The following is a 16,303-nucleotide window of genomic DNA, read 5'->3' on the forward strand; positions in this document are numbered from 1 at the left end:
CTCGCTATGTACATAGGCGAGCAAGACCGAAGCAATGCTTCGCAGCCTAGCGAGGTGAGCGCATGGATGCGCGATGTAACCAAGCTTCATCGATGAATTTAACCACATAAATCAGTGATTATATTCATCAGAATGCGTTTAGATTGAACATAAAGTAAACCGCAAAGATAAACAGACCCAATTATCATTAACCAAAGTGGATATGCGTCGTGATCAAACAAGTGCAATGGCAAAGCCAGCTAATCAACAAATACAATGTCTCCGGGCCAAGATACACCTCTTACCCAACGGCCTTACAGTTGCAGCCCGGGGCCAATACGCAAACCCTGGTGCAAGCCTTACAGCGATGCCCCAGCGGCGGATTATCCCTGTATATTCATATCCCCTTCTGTCATCAGCTGTGCTACTACTGCGGCTGCAACAAGGTAGTTACCCGCCATCAGCATAAAGCCGATTTGTATCTGGATTATCTGGGTAAAGAAATGGCCCTGCTGAGCGAGCATTGTCGCCACTTAAACGTACAGCAACTGCATTTAGGCGGTGGTACACCTACCTTCCTAGACACAGCGCAGATGGCACGTTTAATGGCCATGCTTGACCAGCACTTTCAGTTCGCCCAAGATGGCGAGCGCAGCATAGAGGTTGACCCCAGAGATTTGCCTCTGGAACGCATCGATGAATTGCAGCAGCTGGGCTTTAACCGCATCTCATTCGGCGTCCAGGACTTTAATGATGAGGTACAACTGGCGGTCAACCGCCCGCAATGTGCCAGTGAGGTCGAGGCCTTGGTGCGCCGCGCTAAAGAAGTGGGCTTTAATTCGGTTAATGTGGATATGATCTATGGCCTGCCGCTGCAAACGCCCGAATCCTTTGCCGTCTCCATTGAGCGCCTATTGGATATAGGTCCGGATCGGGTATCGGTATTTAACTATGCGCACCTGCCGGACCTTTTCGCCGCACAGCGTAAGATCAAAGACGCCGATCTGCCCGATGCCACGGCCAAACTCACCATGTTTAAACAAACTCTGGAGCGCATGATAGCGGCAGATTATCAATTTATCGGCATGGACCACTTTGCCAAGAAGGACGATGAGCTCGCCATAGCCCAGCGCGAAGGACATCTTCATCGTAATTTCCAGGGTTACACCTTGGGTGGCGATCTGCCCTTACTCGGCCTTGGGGTGTCGGCCATTTCGCAATTACACGGACATATCATCCAAAACCAAAAAGAGCTGAAAAGCTACTATGGGGCTTTAGAGCAAAACCAGCTCAGCGCCTGCAAGGAAATCCACTTAAGTGCAGAAGACGAGCTAAGGGCGGCGGTAATCAAGCAGCTTATTTGCCACTTCGAGCTCGATATAGCGGCATTTTCAAAGCGCTATGACTTCGATTTTAAACAGCATTTTGCCGCTGAATTAGCACAGCTACAGGGCTTTATCGACGACGGTATGCTCACTATCGAGGACGATATCATAAGCATTAACGCCTCTGGCGTACTCTTTATTCGCATCATCTGCATGTGTTTCGATGCTTACCTGCAAAACCAGCTCAATCAGCAGCGCTTCTCGCGGGTGATCTGAAAACGCTAGACAGCAAAAAGCCGCCAACAGGCGGCTTTGTTGTGAACATGCTTGCCATGTATGGCACAAATAGCTACATAAATACGTGTTTGCTATTTGGGTCTGCATCAAAATGCATGACCAGCTTTTCGCTGTCGGCCAGGATCTGCTCTTCAAGCTCCTGCTCTTTACGCCAGCGGGCACTGTCCTGCTTAAAAATTTCCTTTTTCGAGTACTTCTTACGGGCCTCATGAGTCGGCAAGTCTTTCACCGCCTCATACATGGCAAACACACCCGGATATTCCTCTTCCAGGTTAGCTTCCTGCGCCTTGCTGTGTTGGCTCATCAACACCCATACTCGCAAGCAACCCTCTGAGTATTCGCACTGCCCCTCTTTCATCGCCTTGGCGATCAGGTTAATGCTATCGCTCAGTTTGGCGTTACGGGCGGCACGTTTTTTTGCGTATTCGGCCTGTTGTTTTGCCAAGCGCTGATTTTGCTCACGCACCTGCCACAATAAGCGACCGGCATAAAAAGCCAGGGCGGCAATGATCAAGGCGCCAAAAATTAGAGCTATGATCCAGGGGCCACTCATTTTTCGTCCTCGTCATCAAGCCATTCATTGGCCAGAGAGTCATTCATATAGTCATCAAGCAAGTCTTCATCATCCTCGAAGTCGTCATCATCCAAACCGAGGATTTCACATAGCTGCTGATGGCGCTCAACCTTGGCATTAAAGTACTTAGCATCTTTACCTTGCAGGATCTCGCCATTGTCGTGACGGTCGATCAAGGCCAACAGACGCTCATCGGACTCTAACTGCTCCAATTCTTGTTCAGGCGTCAACTCCGGCTCTTTGTAGGTGCTAAGTGCCGCTTGTGGTTTCAGATCTTTACGTACCTGCGGCTTTTGCGGTTGCGCCGTTGTGACCTCAGGGGTCAGGCTTACCGGCTTTTTACTGCCAACGCGATTATCACCGCTGGCACTGCCCTTGGCCTCTGTGGTTTCCACCTTCAGTAGCTGGGAGTTACGGTTACCCGCCTGGGCACCCTTGGTCTTTTTCTTGGCGCGCAGCTCTTTTAGCGCACGAAGCTCTCTTAATTTGTCTTTACTTAAGCGCGCAGTGCCATTATTAATGACTTTGCGTGACTTTTTCTTTCTGGTCATAGCATTCTCTAGCTTGCGGGCTTTGTTAAAAAGATGACATCGGCCGCGATAAATTCAAGGGTTAATCCAAAACGCTCAGCAATATAAGCAAAGGTTTCTTTGCTATAAAAGGCAATGTGCGTTGGATCATTTTTGTAATGCCAGGTAGCAAAGCGTTGTACATCGATCACCAATTTTGTCATTAACGCTAACGTCCCACCTGGGCGTAATAATTCTAGCCACAAGTGCAACTGCTGCTGCGGTTGTGCTAGGTGCTCGATCACTTCGGTACTACAAACGAAGTCATAGCGAGCCTGTAATACCTCTTGTTGAGGCTGGTAGTACAGATCATATAAGGCCACTGTGTGCCCCTGCTCTCGCAGCATGCTTGCCAATAGTGGCGCCGGGCCACAGCCAAAATCCAAACCTGAACTGGCCGTCGACAAACGCTCATTTAAGGGCGTAAAGATCCGTGTCAGAAAGCGGCGATAACCTTCATCATTGAGGTCATTCTCGTGCTGATCATAAATGGCTTTCTCATCCGCTGCGCTGAGGTGCTGAGGTGCAGCCACAAACACTAAGGCACAACTGGCACATTGCCAATAGTCGCGTACTTTATCTTGATGATAATGGCTGATTTGCGCACTGTTGCACAAGGGGCAGGAGATCGCTTTCATGGTGCGCATTGTAACAGGACAAATAAAAAGGCGGTAGAGCAAAACTCTACCGCCGGATAACTCGAGCGCCAACTACTAATTGGACACTTCTCCCTTCGACTTTTATCAGTCTGTATTTATTATTTTTATTATTATTACTTTCCGTATTGTTGTTATTTTTCTTCCGTGTGGTGTTTTATTTTTCTCGGTCTTCCTAACGCTTTCTACTTCTTCCTTGTGGTGCATCTATTGATGCTCCCCTAGCGCACTAGCTTGTCGCGCTTCCTATGCTCTGATCCCTGTTGTAATTCTTTGTTGCGACAGCAGATAATTTACTGACTCATAAATTAGTTACAACTAATTTATAACTTTTTTATTAAAAAACACTAATTCAGTTATAGCTAACACTAGCTTTTTCATTAGGTTAGCATCACCAGAACATTAAATTTGAGTAATAGCTTACATGCATATATGGTCAATGTCCTACAAGAAAGTAGGAAATATCCCTAGGTTAGACTACCCACAAAAAAAGCAGCTAATGCTGCTTTTTTTAAATACTTAACTAATGCTTAGTGAAGGCCACCAAGATATTTAGAAAGTACTTCAATATCTTTGTCCGTTAGCTTCATAGCGATATCACGCATCATGCCGTTGTGGTCATTACCACGAACGCCGCTGCGGAATTTTTCTAACTGGCTCTTGATGTACTCAGGATGCTGGAATGACACCTTAGGGAAACCTGCTAGTGAGGTACCGTTACCACGAGGACCATGACAAGCTGCACAAGCTGGAATACCACGCTCGGCATCACCGGCCTTGTAAAGCTGTTGACCAACGGCCACTACGTCTTCAGGAGTCGAGCCTTCAGACATATGTAAAGATGAGAAGTAAGCAGCCAAGTCTTTCATGTCCTGATCGCTTAGCGGCATAGCCATACCGCTCATAACAGGATCCATACGACCCTCTTTGCCCCCAGAGGTCATGCCTACTTTGAATTCTTTCAATTGCTTGTAGATGTACTCGGCATGCTGACCCGCAATCTTGGGGTACATAGTGACAGGCGCGTTACCATCTGGGCCGTGACAAGCAGCACAAGTTGCCGATTTGTCTTTACCAGCGTTAATATCGCCATCGAATGCTGCCGCGTTGTTTGCACTCAACACACCAACCAGCATAGTTAAAGATAAAACTAATTTCTTCATGGTAAATTCTCTGTTCCAGACCCTGTATTCAAATACAATCGTTTCGATGCAATGGCATTATTCTACACGATAAAAATTTCTCTGGCACGTTTTCTACCCATATTAAACTTATAAAAAGCGGGGTTTTAAGGAAAAAAAGTGATGCAAACCAGATTTAAATCAATTTATCCTGCGCTTGTAGAGCCTTTAGGTTCACCCCAATCTGATATAAAATAGCCTTTAGATCAGTTTCGAGCCCCCACTTCAGGAGTCAATGTGGCAAAATCACGTGTCAATTACACCCAAGCGCAATTCATTACCAGCGCTCCGGATATCACTAAGTTACCGGAAGATACTGGTATTGAAATCGCTTTTGCTGGGCGTTCTAACGCAGGTAAATCTAGCTCGCTCAATACCCTGACCGAGCAAAAATTGGCGCGTACCAGTAAAACTCCCGGCCGTACTCAGTTAATCAATGCCTTTGCCTTAGGCGAAGATCAGCGTTTGATCGACTTGCCCGGTTATGGTTTTGCCAAGGTACCGCTGGAAATGAAAAAGAAGTGGCAAAAATCTTTGGGTGAATACCTGCAAAAACGCCAAAGCCTTAAGGGCCTGGTGGTACTGATGGATATTCGCCACCCGTTAAAAGATTTGGACAGACAGCTTATTGAGTGGGCCAGCGGCAGCGGTATTCCGGTGTTGGCACTGCTTACCAAGGCCGATAAATTCAAACAAGGCAAGCGCAACTCAGAAGTACTTAAGGTACGCCGAGAGCTTGCCGAGGTGTCTGAATTAATCAAGGTGCATGCCTTTTCATCCCTTAAAGGCACAGGCCTGAACGAACTACAAAAACAGCTCGACGAGTGGTTTTTGGGCCCGGTTCAGGTTAATCCGCCGAGCGAAAACGAAGCCGCTCCGGAATAAAGCATAAACTCCTGCTGCGTGGTCTCAATCAATTCCTGAGCCCACGCATAAAATACCGCCCGCGAAATCTTCGCCTCGACATTATGAGGCAACTGCAAATAAGGCACTTCCTGGCCTTGTGCATTCTGATGCAACACCAAGGGATGCGTTTCTCCAACAATAAATTCACGGCCTATATTATCGCGGCAAATCAGCAGCGGATGATGTGTGTCATGCTCGGGCAACTCTTGCAGGCGCCAATCAACAATCAACAAAGGCGCATCGGCTACGCTGATGGCCATTTTCTCAACCGGCGTTTTTAAGTAATACTGACCCTGCTCACGACACAGCACCTTGGCAAAAAGTTGCACCAGGGGCAAACGCTTAATCGCACTGCCTTGATGGTGCCAAATGCCGTCGGCGCTGATATGAATATCAATGGCGCCGCAATGCTGCGGCTGCCACTGCTCCATTGGCGCGCTTTGCTGTTCGATCAAGCGCGACAAGGAAGCTAAGGGGTCGTTATTTTGACTCATTCAGGGTCAGCACAAAGGAGACCGGCACGGCGCGGGTAATGGATTTCAACCCGGCCACTTTTTGCAACTCGTCAATGCCCGAGGTCAGGGCAAAATCAGCAGGCTTTACCAATACAGGTGCCATTGAACTTACCTGGATATTATTGTTTTTATCCAAGCTGGCCAGCAGATCGATATTAACGGTTTGCGTTTTCCCATGCAGGCTGACGGTCGCATCCAGGTTGGCTTGCGCGCTACCTTGTTGCTTAAGCTCGGCCAAAAGCGCTTTAACATCCGCCTGCAAAGTTAATGCAGGAAATTCTACGGTGTTAAATAACATCTTCTGCATGCGCTCGTTGCGAATAGGGATCTGCGTTTCCACGCTGGCCAGGTCGATAGTTAAATTAAACTGACCGGCGTCGCTCAACACCCCGGAAATCTGCTTAAAGTAATGATTTTCTGCTATTTGGTTATTCTTAACGGAAACAAAATTCACACGGCTTTGGTCATTGGCCACCTGCCAATCGGCATGAGCCTGAGCACCAGCAAATAGTGCAGTGGTAACCAAAAGTGTACGAGTAATAGAATTAAACATAACGCAGTTCCTTAATTAGCGGGATGAACCCTGAGTGTAATTCAGTTAACGGCGAAAGTTAATATAGGAGGAAAAAGCCGGCTTACCAAATAGCAAGCCGGATATAGCAATCTGGGGAGAAGCTATCAATACGCTGTACCATCGCTAAGCGAGTGGCACATCATCAACAGGATGTCCTACAGGATGAGGACGCGCGGACTTTAACAAATCCCCCCCCATAAATAAACGCCCCAGCAGCCATTACATGCATATTTAATTCCGTATAAACCAAAAAAAACCAAATATTATACAATTTTACAAAAGGTTAACTATTTGAAAGTTTTTTCAATTAATTTGCGCAGATGCCGATTAAGTGAAGTTAAGTGGGCGGACTGAGGCAGAAAGAATAAGGGGAGCCTCTGCTCCCCTTTTATTTTAATTAATGTGCTTGTTGCCAGTTATCACCACTGTCGGCTTCGGCAATCAAGGGCACATCCAGCTTGGCAGCGGCGGCCATTAGGTTACAGATCTGCTCGGTGTAGGCCGGTACATCCTGCTCCTTGATTTCAAACACCAGTTCATCGTGTACCTGCATCAGTATCTTAATGCTGTCCTTGGGTTGTTCTTTTACCCACTGATGCACGCTGATCATGGCTTTTTTTATGATATCGGCGGCGGTTCCCTGCATAGGCGCATTAATTGCGGCACGCTCGGCGGCCTTGCGACGCGCACCGTTACGGGCATTGATCTCAGGCAGATGCAGACGACGACCAAAGAGAGTTTCCACATAGCCTTTTTCGGCGGCGCTTTCGCGGGTGCGCTCCATATACTCTAAAACGCCGGGGAAGCGTTCAAAGTACTTATCCATATAATGCTGAGCTTCGTGGCGCGGAATATCCAACTGACGGGCTAAACCAAATGCCGACATACCGTAGATCAAACCGAAGTTAACGGCCTTGGCCTTACGACGCATATCGCTGGTCACCTCATCAAGCGGCACGGAGAAAACCTCGCTGGCGGTGGCGCTGTGCACATCCAGCCCCTCGGCAAAGGCACTAAGCAGACCCTTATCCTGAGACAGGTGCGCCATAATCCGCAGCTCTATTTGCGAGTAGTCGGCAGCGACTATCTTATAACCTGGGCTGGCGACAAAGGCTTCACGGATACGACGGCCCTCTTCCGAACGAATAGGAATATTCTGCAAGTTAGGGTCCGTCGAACTTAAACGCCCTGTGGCCGTAACTGCTTGGTGATACGAGGTATGCACCCGCTTAGTTTTCTCATTGACCATCAGCGGCAACTTATCCGTGTAGGTGGACTTAAGCTTAGATAAACCGCGATGTTCGATGATCACTTTAGGCAACGGATAATCGTGCGCCAACTCCTGCAACACCTCTTCGGCGGTTGACGGCGCGCCCTTCGGGGTTTTCTTAATAATCGGCAGCTCAAGTTTTTCGAATAAGATGGCCTGGAGCTGCTTGGGTGAGCCAAGGTTAAACTCCTCACCGGCCATATCATAGGCTTCTTTTTCCAGCTCTTGTAAACGCTCACCTAAGCGCTGCGAGTGCTGAGCCAGCATCTGCGAGTCGATCACCACGCCGGTGCGTTCTATATCGGAAAGCACTTCAACCAGGGGCAATTCAATATCGCAGAACACCGACTTTAACTTGTCGTCGGCGGCGACCTTAGGCCATAAATGCTGGTGCAAACGCAGGGTAATATCTGCGTCTTCGGCAGCATAAGGGGCGGCATTCTCCAACTCGATTTGATTAAAGGTCAGCTGCTTTTTACCCTTGCCGGCAATGTCTTCAAAGCTGATATTCTTGTGGCCCAGATATTTTAGCGCCAGCGAGTCCATATCATGGCGGGTACCAACGCTGTTAAATACATAAGACTCAAGCATGGTATCGAAGGCGATGCCGTTAAATTCAATGCCAGCATTGGCTAGTATGCTCTTGTCATATTTAAGATTTTGCCCGACCTTGGGCTTATTTTTGTCGCTTAGGATAGGTCCCAGCTTGGCCAGGATCAGTTCTAACGGCAGTTGCTCCGGCGCTCCCGGATAATCATGGCTGATGGGTAAATAGGCAGCCTCGCCCACTTCCACGGCAAAGCTCATACCCACAAGCTGCGCCTGCATATAGTCCACACTTGTGGTTTCGGTATCAAAGGCGATCAGCTCGGCATCTTGTAACTTCTTCACCCAGGTATCCAGCTGCGCTTCGGTCAAGATGGTTTCATAATGGGCGTCTGCTTTTGGTACTTCCTGCGCTTCGGTAGGAGCGTCAAGGTGAGTGTCTGTGTCCGTGCCCTTATCCAGCAATTCACCAAGCCAACGGCGGAATTCACATTCGCCATAAAGCCTAATCAGTGCATCCGTATCCGGTGCAAGCAACTTAAGCTGCTCTAAGTCTTCTTCCACCTCCACATCAAGCTTGATGGTCGCCAGCTCGTAGCTCAATGGCAGTTGGCCAACGGCATTACGTAACTTTTCACCAATTTTGCCTTTGATCTCATCGGCGTGCTCAATAACCCCTTGCAGAGAGTCGAATTGATCCAACCACTTCACCGCGGTTTTCGGACCACAACCTTCAACACCCGGGATGTTATCAACCTTATCTCCCATCAGCGCCAGGTAATCGATAATGCGCTCTGGGCCAACACCGAACTTCTCTTTCACCGAGTCGGGATCGGAAATACTGTTGGTCATGGTGTTGATCAGGGTGACATGCTCGTTCACCAACTGCGCCATGTCTTTATCACCGGTTGAGATCAACACGTGGCGTTTTTGTTCGCTGGCGATGCGCGCATAGGTGCCGATAACATCATCGGCCTCTACACCTTCAATGCTGATCAGCGGAAAACCCATGGCACGGATAATATCGTGCAAGGGGGCAATCTGGCTGCGCAGATCATCTGGCATAGGCGGACGATGCGCCTTGTATTCGCTGTACATATCGTTGCGGAAGGTTTTGCCCTTGGCATCAAACACCACCACCATGTGCGATGGGTCGTATTGCTTCACCAGACTTTTCAGCATGTTCACCACACCATAGATGGCACCTGTGGCTTCGCCTTTGGAGTTGGTTAAATGCGGTGGCGCATGATAGGCACGAAATAAATAGGAGGAACCGTCAACTAAGATAAGCGGATTTTCAGGGATTTGCGCCATTTTTCAGCACTCAATTAGGGTAATTGCTAATGGCTAAAGGATGCCATAAGGCGACTAAGAAAACGAGCAACAAAATGGTGCAAACCGTCTTTACGCTGAGTTTTAAGATCTGATCTTGGCCTATTTATTATCTATATGCTGGCCGCCCCCTAAATGATCGGGGCAAAGCCGCTTAGCAAGCGCCTGAGAAATGCACTATTAGGGCGCAGTTGCACCATGATAAGCTGTGGATAACTTTGTAGATAAAAAGCACGAGAAAATATCCGAAGTCATAAAACTGACATCAGATTAAATTTAACTTTTTGTTTTTTAACGAAAAAAAGAAGAAACTCCGTATCTTATTTTCTTATTATTTTTTATATCCATTGTGGAAACCGGGTATTTGTGGGTCGTTTTTAGAGTAACCCTTCTAAATAACCAGCTAAGCATTCTAGCATAATGGATCAAAGATCCCAGCGATCCTTTATAACTTTTTTCTCATAAGCTATCGTTCATAAAGCATAAATGAGCATTGACGGGAGCTGGCTTAGCTGGCTACCTTACTGTTTTAGTTATTTTTCAGTTAGGAATTCAAAGTTATGACCAAGGTAGCGATCATCCTTAGCGGCTGTGGTGTATTTGATGGGGCCGAAATTCATGAGTCGGTATTAACCCTGCTTTATCTCGATCAAGCCGGAGCCCAGTACCAGTGCTTTGCTCCCAATATCAACCAACATCATGTGCTTAACCACCTAACCGGCGAAGAGCAAGCGCAAACCCGTAACGTGCTTGAAGAAGCGGCGCGTATTGCCCGCGGTGAGATCCTGGATCTAAAAGAACTGAATGTCGATGACTACGATGCCCTAGTGGTGCCCGGCGGCTTTGGCGCCGCAAAAAATCTCTGCGACTTCGCCTTAAAAGGCGTAAACAGCAGCCTTAATAGCGATGTTGAGCGTGTATGTAAGGCCTTCGCCGAACAGCATAAACCCGCCGCCTACTTATGCATTGCCCCGGCGCTTATCGCCCACATCTACCCCCAGGGTACCAAGGCGACCATAGGTAATGATGCCGATACTGCCGCCGCCCTAACGGCACTCGGCGCCGAACATGTAGCATGCAGTGTTGATAACATAGTGGTTGATGAGCAGGCCAAGGTGGTGTCCACCCCGGCCTATATGTTGGCGGGATCCATTAAAGAAGCGGCCAGCGGCATTGAAAAGGCAATCAACAAGTTGCTTAGCCTGATTTAATCACTGAGCAAAAAACAAGCAATGGCAAGTTAAAATTTGCGCTAAAGCATAAAATGCCTACTTTTTAACACATTAATAAAGGCTAGGCATTTTATAAATTGTTTGGCGAGGTTATACTTTGCCGATATTTCGTCACCCGGTCACTTTGACCGTTAGCATCCGAATGAGCAAAGAAACATGAAGAAACTATCTGCCGCATTGTTATTGTTATCCACCGCTGTATACGCACAGCCTCAAGACAACGCTATGACCGAAGAAGCGATCAAGAAACGTCTTCAGCCTATTGGCGAGGTTTACCTAGCTGGTCAAACTGCTGCCGTTGATACCGCACCTGCTGGTCCGCGCAGTGGTGAACAAGTGTATCAGGCTTCATGTTTCGCGTGTCACGGCTCGGGCGCACTAGGTGCACCGAAAACAGCGGCCGATTGGGAGCCTCGTCTAGCTAAGGGTGCCGACACTCTGCTTAACCATGCCATCAACGGTTTTAACGCCATGCCACCTCGCGGTACTTGCATGGATTGTTCTGATGATGAGATCCAAGCCGCTATCGATTTTATGACTAAGCAGTAAGCGCTTAGCACCTAACATCTTGTTTAAAGGGAGGCTTTGCCTCCCTTTTTGTTATCTGACTTCCTTGACCTAGGTTACAAAAGGTGAAATATTCAACGGTTAAGATTTGGTCAAAAACCTAGTGATGCGTTCAGTGGATGAGTGTTCAGTAAATAAGTTGCGCAAGCAAAACAAGCGCCTAAAGGAACTGCTGCAAAAATATAAGCATCAGCATCATTTGCAGTATGCACTTATTGGCCTATCTGAGCAGGCCAGCACTCATCCGGATCTTAATTCCTTTTACCCAGCCATTCGGCAGCTCCTGGCCGATTATGTTCCCAGTAAGAACTTCTATGTGGTGTTGCAAAACCCCATTTCAGGGTTACTTGAGCTCTCCTATTTTGTCGATCAAAAAGATGCTCCGTCGCATCCGGAACTTACAGAGCAGCATTTTGAGCAAAGCCTCACCGGCTATGTGTTTCGCTCCCAGGCTACGGCGTACTTTAATCGTGCCACCATGGCAGCGGCGGCGGCAGAAGGTAAATTTAACTTACATGGCACCCGCTCCGAGCACTGGTTAGGTGTGCCCATATATCAAGACACCCAGGTGATTGGTGTCATGGTGTCGCAAAGTTACGAGCAAGAGCTTGGCTATAGTAAGGAACAAATAGAGCTATTCGAGGTGATTGCCCTGTATCTGGCCACCGCCATAGAGCGGGTCAAAAAGCGCGAGCTCTTAGAACGTCAGGTGGAGCAGCGCACCCTGGCGCTCACACAAAGCAATCACGCCCTCAATGAAGAAATAACCCAGCGTAAAAAAGCGCTGGAGCGCCAACAAACCCTGTTTCAAATTGCCGAGCTAGCCACACAGGCGATCAATATAGATGATGTGTATTACCAGGTGCATCAAATAATGAAGAGCATCACCTATGCCCAAAACCTCTATATCGCCCTCTATGATAATGACAAAAACTGGCTGACCTTTCCCTACGCCGTCGATGAAAGCGACCCTGATTTTAGCCCTCGCTCCTTTGCCAAAGGCTACAGTGAGTTAGTGCTTACCAGTAAAAAATGCCAGTTGATCAGCCGTGAACGTGGCGATCAACTCTGTAAGCAAGGCCTGGTTGAACCCACCCGCGCTCTCACCAGCACAGGGCGCTGCACAAGCTGGCTGGGTGCACCACTAAAAACCGCGCAGGGAGTTATTGGCTTGATCGTCTGTCAGGCCTACAACAATAAATATGAGTTTGTGCAAGAAGATGTTGAGCTGATCGCCTATGTTTCCAATCAGATTGCCAACGTTTTGCAAAACCAGCTATCGCAACAGGCCTTAAGGCTAAGTCACCAGCAATTGGAGCTGCGCGTGGCCGAAAAAACCAAGGAGTTGCGCCAGGCTAATATCCATCTGCAATTGCAAATAGACGAACGCCGTAAAATAGAGCAGCAGCTGTATCATGACGCTCATCATGATGCCCTCACCAGACTGCCCAATCGCAGCCTCTTTATCGCCCAGCTCGAACGCACCATGGCGCATTCTCAGCACCTACCCGAGCAGAATTTTGCCGTGCTTTTTATCGATCTCGATAAGTTTAAAGAGATCAATGATCAACTCGGGCACCAGTTTGGCGATCAATTCCTGATAGCCGTGGCCACCAAACTAAAGCAATGCGTACGTGAGCACGATTTGATCGCCCGTTTGGGCGGCGATGAATTTGTTGTCTTACTGTCGCGCTTGCAAGACAGACAACAGGCTGAGGATGTAGCCAAGCGTATTATCGCGGTGATGCAACAGCCTTTTTGCTATCAAGGCAGCTGTATTCAGGGTGGCGCCAGTATCGGCATTACCTATAGCGATGCCGGGTATAGCGATATAGATGAGGTGATCCGCGACGCCGATGCCGCCATGTATTATGCCAAACAAAGTGGTAAAGGGCGCTTTGAGTTTTATCATCCCCTGCTCAATTACGCCGAGGTGCAAGCGCACGGCCAAAACGAACACCATTTAATGGACTTACACACCCATTTTCAAAGCAGTCAGGTGCTTGATGCCGAGCAGCAGCCAATTTGCCAGTTGCTCAGCGCCTACGGCGAACATCCGGTGCTCGGCAGCACCAGTTTTGAGCAACTTAAGCGCTTTAGCAGCGACAGCTATATGCTCGCCAAGGTAGAACTTAAGTTACTGCAATATGGTTTTGCCGAGCATAATAACCAGGGTTTAACCCTGCTTAAGTGCTCAACGGTGTTACTTGAAGATGAGCATTTCAAGTGTTTGTATTCTTGGATCAGTCAACTCGATAATATCGAGCATTTATGCCTGCTGTTTGATGAACCGGAATTGAGTTGTGCCAGTGCCAAGCAACTGCACAATCTTGATGCTTTAAGCCAAAGCGGTGTGTATATCGGCCTGAATAACTTTGCCCAGGAGGGCTGCGAGCTTGGGTTGCTGGCGCAATTCTCCTATTACTGCGTGTTACTGAGCAACAACTTTAGTCGCCGCCTGTTACCAGAGCCAAACTATGCGCTTATGCTGCAAGGCATACTGGCGCTGACCAAAGAGGCGCACTGTAAACTGATGACCAAAAGCCCGGACTCCCAGGCCGAGCGCGATAAACTGGAGCGCCTGGGCATTGAATACTTTATCGGCCAACGCTCACCACTGACACAGCAGAGGCCGTTAAGTCAGTTTACTTCTTTAACATCGCCCGTAAGTTAGCGACCCGCGCCTGCCCTTGCTGCATACGCTGCTCCTGGTTTTGCGGCGGCTTTCGCGCCTCAAAGGCTAGATCCTGCTGCGGCAATTCCTCAACAAAGCGACTGATCTCCGGGGTGATCACCTCACCGAATTGGCGACGATTTTTGGCATAGGTCATCACCAATTCCTGCTGCGCTCGGGTAATACCCACATAGGCTAAGCGGCGTTCTTCTTCAACATTATCCTCATCGATACTGCTTTGATGCGGCAATAAGCCCTCTTCCATGCCCACCATAAACACAAAAGGGAACTCCAACCCCTTGGAGGCATGCAGGGTCAGCAATTGCACCGCATCGCTGTCGTCCTCTTCCTCGTTACGCTCCATCATATCGCGCAGCGCCAGCTTGGTGACCACCTCGGGCAAAGTTAAAGGCTCATTATCGGCATCGCCCGTAAGCATATCTGTGATCCAGCGATACAGCTCGGAGACGTTCTTCATACGCATCTCGGCGGCCTTGGCACTGGTCGAGGTTTCGTACAAATAGGCTTCGTAGTTTATCTGGCGCACCAGATCCTTGACCGCCTCCAGGGTGTCGCTGCGCTGGGCATTATCGGCCAGCTCCACCACCCAGCGGGCAAAGCCCATCAAGGCATTAAAGCCACGCCCCTGTAAACGCCCAGCCAGCTCGGGCTCAAAACAGGCGGCAAACAAGCTAATGTGCTTTTCATTGGCCAAGCTACCCAACTTTTCCAAGGTCACCGGGCCGATTTCCCGTTTCGGTGTATTGACGATACGCAAAAACGCATTGTCATCATCCTGATTCACCAGCAGGCGCAGATAGGCCATCATGTCCTTGATTTCCGCACGGGCGAAAAACGACATGCCGCCGCTGATCTTGTAGGGAATACGGTTGCTCATCAGCGCCTTTTCAAATAACCGGGCCTGGTGGTTACCGCGATACAGGATGGCGTAATCCTTGTAATTAGTGCGCTTGGTAAACTTATGGGAGATGATCTCAGCCACCACCCGCTCCGCCTCATGTTCCTCATCCCGGGTGGCGATAACCTTGATCTCCTCGCCATAATTGAGCTCACTAAAGAGTTTTTTATCAAAGACATGAGGGTTATTGGCGATCAGTATATTGGCCGCCTTAAGGATGCGTCCGGCACTGCGGTAGTTTTGTTCCAGCTTGATCAGACGCAAGCCGGGAAAGTCCTTACTGAGCAGCACTAGGTTTTGTGGTTTGGCACCACGCCAGGAATAAATGGATTGGTCGTCGTCGCCTACCACGGTAAAGCGAGCGCGCTGCCCCACCAAGAGTTTTACCAACTGATATTGGCTGGTGTTAGTATCCTGATATTCATCCACCAGTAGATAACGAAACCGGTTTTGCCAGCGCTCACGCACCTCGGCATTGGAGCCCAGTAACAGAGTTGGGATCATAATGAGATCGTCAAAGTCCATGGCGTTATAGGCGCGCAACTGGGTTTGATAGCGGGCATAGAGCTGAGCAAACAGCGCCTTTTGCGGCTCTCTAGCCATGGCAATGGCCTGCGGCGGCAGGATCAGCTCGTTTTTCCAATCGCCAATCTGCATTTTCAGCAGATTGAGTAAATCTTTATCCCCTTGCAATTCATCGGCGGTCAGCTCATTAAGCAGCTGATTGGTATCCTGATCATCAAACAGGGAAAAGCCCGCCTTAAAGCCTAAGGTCTTCAGCTCTTTTTTAATGATCTCCAAACCCAAGGTATGAAAGGTCGATACCCACAACCCCTTGGCCTCTTGCTTGCCCAAGGTTTGCGCCACCCGCTCACGCATTTCCCGCGCCGCCTTGTTGGTAAAGGTCACCGCAGCAATATTTCGCGCCTGATACTGACAGTTTTGCACCAGATGGGCGATTTTATTGGTAATAACTCGGGTTTTACCCGAGCCGGCACCGGCCAACACCAGGCAGGGTCCGCTAATGTACTTTACCGCTTCATTTTGCTGGGGATTGAGCTTCATAAACACTAATTTAAATCACATGGGACCGGCTATTTTAGCCTATCTGGGAGCGCGATACAGCCATGATAGGCAGGGCTTGGGAAATTAGTTACACTTAGGGCAGATAAAGATAGGAGCCAGAA

13 protein-coding genes are annotated in these 16,303 nt (G+C 48.7%); 5 read left to right on the forward strand and 8 right to left on the reverse strand.

The window, feature by feature from the left end; all coding sequences use genetic code 11:
• Positions 1 to 209 precede the first annotated feature (209 nt).
• On the forward strand, positions 210 to 1,580 hold the full coding sequence (gene hemN / locus C2M35_RS11860) for an oxygen-independent coproporphyrinogen III oxidase (protein ID WP_105199327.1): 1,371 nt from the start codon (positions 210 to 212) through the stop codon (positions 1,578 to 1,580).
• A 73-nt stretch (positions 1,581 to 1,653) separates the two neighbouring features.
• Here the strand turns inward: hemN and C2M35_RS11865 are convergent, their stop codons facing one another.
• The 4 genes from C2M35_RS11865 to C2M35_RS11880 form a co-directional block, all read right to left on the reverse strand.
• Complete coding sequence (locus C2M35_RS11865; RefSeq protein WP_105199326.1) at positions 1,654 to 2,154, reverse strand: DUF2489 domain-containing protein; 501 nt, start codon at positions 2,152 to 2,154, stop codon at positions 1,654 to 1,656.
• Positions 2,151 to 2,726: a Der GTPase-activating protein YihI gene (gene yihI / locus C2M35_RS11870; protein WP_105265442.1), complete on the reverse strand. Its 576-nt coding sequence runs from the start codon at positions 2,724 to 2,726 to the stop codon at positions 2,151 to 2,153. Before yihI ends, C2M35_RS11865 begins: the two co-directional genes overlap by 4 nt.
• A gap of 8 nt (positions 2,727 to 2,734) precedes the next feature.
• Positions 2,735 to 3,391 carry a class I SAM-dependent methyltransferase gene (locus C2M35_RS11875; protein WP_105199324.1) on the reverse strand — a complete coding sequence of 219 codons (657 nt, stop codon included), beginning with the start codon at positions 3,389 to 3,391 and terminating at the stop codon, positions 2,735 to 2,737.
• A gap of 539 nt (positions 3,392 to 3,930) precedes the next feature.
• A complete protein-coding gene (locus C2M35_RS11880; RefSeq protein ID WP_105199323.1) occupies positions 3,931 to 4,563 on the reverse strand; it encodes a c-type cytochrome in 633 nt (210 codons plus the stop codon).
• 255 nt (positions 4,564 to 4,818) lie between these two features.
• Between C2M35_RS11880 and yihA the strand changes: the two genes are divergently transcribed.
• Entirely contained in the window at positions 4,819 to 5,466 is a 648-nt protein-coding gene (gene yihA, locus C2M35_RS11885) for a ribosome biogenesis GTP-binding protein YihA/YsxC (protein WP_105199322.1), read from the forward strand.
• Here the strand turns inward: yihA and C2M35_RS11890 are convergent.
• From C2M35_RS11890 to polA, 3 genes are all read right to left on the reverse strand, one after another.
• Positions 5,424 to 5,981: a DUF1285 domain-containing protein gene (locus C2M35_RS11890; protein WP_105265443.1), complete on the reverse strand. Its 558-nt coding sequence runs from the start codon at positions 5,979 to 5,981 to the stop codon at positions 5,424 to 5,426. The two genes, yihA and C2M35_RS11890, sit on opposite strands and share 43 nt — an antisense overlap.
• Positions 5,968 to 6,555, reverse strand: a complete 588-nt coding sequence (locus C2M35_RS11895) for a YceI family protein (protein ID WP_105199320.1) — start codon at positions 6,553 to 6,555, stop codon at positions 5,968 to 5,970. Before C2M35_RS11895 ends, C2M35_RS11890 begins: the two co-directional genes overlap by 14 nt.
• Before the next feature lie 418 nt (positions 6,556 to 6,973).
• The gene (polA, locus tag C2M35_RS11900) at positions 6,974 to 9,706 is read right to left on the reverse strand and encodes a DNA polymerase I (protein WP_105265444.1); all 2,733 of its coding nucleotides are present in this window, start codon (positions 9,704 to 9,706) and stop codon (positions 6,974 to 6,976) included.
• A 578-nt stretch (positions 9,707 to 10,284) separates the two neighbouring features.
• Here polA and elbB point away from each other — a divergent pair.
• From elbB to C2M35_RS11915, 3 genes are all read left to right on the forward strand, one after another.
• Positions 10,285 to 10,935, forward strand: coding sequence for an isoprenoid biosynthesis glyoxalase ElbB (gene elbB, locus C2M35_RS11905; RefSeq protein ID WP_105213473.1), 651 nt, complete (start codon positions 10,285 to 10,287; stop codon positions 10,933 to 10,935).
• Positions 10,936 to 11,112: 177 nt separating this feature from the next.
• Positions 11,113 to 11,505: a c-type cytochrome gene (locus tag C2M35_RS11910; RefSeq protein WP_105199317.1), complete on the forward strand. Its 393-nt coding sequence runs from the start codon at positions 11,113 to 11,115 to the stop codon at positions 11,503 to 11,505.
• Positions 11,506 to 11,629: 124 nt separating this feature from the next.
• Positions 11,630 to 14,197 (forward strand): diguanylate cyclase domain-containing protein, encoded by a 2,568-nt coding sequence (locus C2M35_RS11915; protein WP_105265445.1) that lies wholly within the window; start codon positions 11,630 to 11,632, stop codon positions 14,195 to 14,197.
• Here the strand turns inward: C2M35_RS11915 and rep are convergent.
• Entirely contained in the window at positions 14,169 to 16,181 is a 2,013-nt protein-coding gene (gene rep, locus C2M35_RS11920; protein ID WP_105265446.1) for a DNA helicase Rep, read from the reverse strand. The genes C2M35_RS11915 and rep overlap by 29 nt on opposite strands.
• Positions 16,182 to 16,303 lie beyond the last annotated feature (122 nt).

Origin of the sequence: Pseudoalteromonas sp. T1lg76, assembly GCF_002964725.1 — a bacterium.
Lineage (GTDB): Bacteria > Pseudomonadota > Gammaproteobacteria > Enterobacterales > Alteromonadaceae > Pseudoalteromonas.

Bases quoted from the DNA above. Each gene is read 5' to 3' on its own strand.
- C2M35_RS11865 (WP_105199326.1), bottom strand. From the start codon at position 2,154: ATGAGTGGCCCCTGGATCATAGCTCTAATTTTTGGCGCCTTGATCATT.
- C2M35_RS11880 (WP_105199323.1), bottom strand. From the start codon at position 4,563: ATGAAGAAATTAGTTTTATCTTTAACTATGCTGGTTGGTGTGTTGAGT.
- C2M35_RS11910 (WP_105199317.1), top strand. From the start codon at position 11,113: ATGAAGAAACTATCTGCCGCATTGTTATTGTTATCCACCGCTGTATAC.
- C2M35_RS11875 (WP_105199324.1), bottom strand. From the start codon at position 3,391: ATGCGCACCATGAAAGCGATCTCCTGCCCCTTGTGCAACAGTGCGCAA.
- yihI (WP_105265442.1), bottom strand. From the start codon at position 2,726: ATGACCAGAAAGAAAAAGTCACGCAAAGTCATTAATAATGGCACTGCG.
- elbB (WP_105213473.1), top strand. From the start codon at position 10,285: ATGACCAAGGTAGCGATCATCCTTAGCGGCTGTGGTGTATTTGATGGG.
- C2M35_RS11915 (WP_105265445.1), top strand. From the start codon at position 11,630: ATGCGTTCAGTGGATGAGTGTTCAGTAAATAAGTTGCGCAAGCAAAAC.
- C2M35_RS11895 (WP_105199320.1), bottom strand. From the start codon at position 6,555: ATGTTTAATTCTATTACTCGTACACTTTTGGTTACCACTGCACTATTT.
- polA (WP_105265444.1), bottom strand. From the start codon at position 9,706: ATGGCGCAAATCCCTGAAAATCCGCTTATCTTAGTTGACGGTTCCTCC.
- rep (WP_105265446.1), bottom strand. From the start codon at position 16,181: ATGAAGCTCAATCCCCAGCAAAATGAAGCGGTAAAGTACATTAGCGGA.
- C2M35_RS11890 (WP_105265443.1), bottom strand. From the start codon at position 5,981: ATGAGTCAAAATAACGACCCCTTAGCTTCCTTGTCGCGCTTGATCGAA.